This is a genomic window from Streptomyces iconiensis (genome assembly GCF_028657195.3).
Classification (GTDB): domain Bacteria; phylum Actinomycetota; class Actinomycetes; order Streptomycetales; family Streptomycetaceae; genus Streptomyces; species Streptomyces iconiensis.
Genome location: NZ_JANCPR020000118.1, coordinates 1 through 1070, shown reverse-complemented (window position 1 = coordinate 1070; position 1070 = coordinate 1). Strand labels below are relative to the sequence as shown.

At 68.8% G+C, this 1070-nt stretch carries 1 protein-coding gene; it reads right to left on the bottom strand.

Going from position 1 to position 1070, the window contains the following annotated elements; all coding sequences use genetic code 11:
* Nucleotides 1-949 (bottom strand): IS481 family transposase (locus NMN56_RS42925; protein ID WP_274048738.1); only part of this gene is annotated, 949 nt, incomplete at its 3' end.
* Between the last annotated feature and the right edge of the window lie 121 nt (nt 950-1070).

The following is a 1070-nucleotide window of genomic DNA, read 5'->3' as shown; positions in this document are numbered from 1 at the left end:
TGTGTTGTTCGGGAAGGTTGGTGACGCGGCTTGCTGGTGTGGCTCCGCCGATGCCGGTGTGGGGTCGGTGATGGTTGTACCAGTCGAGCCAGTCGGGGAATGCTGCTTGTCGTTGCTGGTCTGAGGTGTAGGGCTGGTGGTAGGCCCATTCCTCCAGCAGGGTGCGGTGGAAGCGTTCGACCTTGCCGTTGGTCTGCGGGCGCCAGGGGCGTGTCCAGCGGGGCTGGATGCCCAGTTCGCGGCAGGTGTGTTGCCAGGTGTTCTTGGTGTAGGACCAGGCGTTGTCGGTCAGGACGCGTTCGGTGGTGATGCCGCGTGCGGCGAACCAGGCGGCGGCCCGTCGTAGGAAGCCGGCGCAGGTGGCGGCCTTCTCGTCAGGCAGGTCCTCGGTGTATGCCAGGCGGGAGTGGTCGTCCAGGGCGGTGTGCAGGAAGGCGAGTCCCATGCTGTTGCGGTTTTTTCGTCCCTCCGGGCGGCCGAGGGTCCGGTGGCCGCCGCCGTCGGGAATGCGGCCGAGTTTCTTGACGTCGATGTGGACCAGTTCGCCGGGCCGGGCCCGTTCGTAGCGGCGCACCGGCTCACCCGTGGCTCTGTCCAGCGTGGCGAGTGGGGGCATGCCGTGCCGGAGCAGGATGCGGTGGCAGGTGGAGGCCGCCAGGCCGGTGCGTGCGGCCAGGCGCAGGGGGCCTATCCGGTGCTCGCGTCGCAGGCGGAGGACTTCCTCCTCGGCCGTCTTTGGTGACCGCAGCGGCTGATGGTGGGGGCGGCTGGGACGGTCGTGCAGCCCTGCCTGTCCGTGCCTGCGGTAGCGGTCGGCCCAGCGGGCCGCGGTGGTGTGACTGACTTGGAAGCGCTCGGCGGCCCGGCGCAGTGGCCAGCCCTCCTCCACGACGCAACGGGCCAGACGCAGACGGCCGGTCGGGGTCAGCGGAGCGTTACGGTGGATCACGAGGGCCTCCTGGCATCGGTGCAGACTTCGCAATCCACACCGAGCCAGAAGGCCCTCACCTCGTTCAAGAACCACTCAAGGCGTGTCGCCTGTCACCAACGTGCCGGGACAACACACCTAG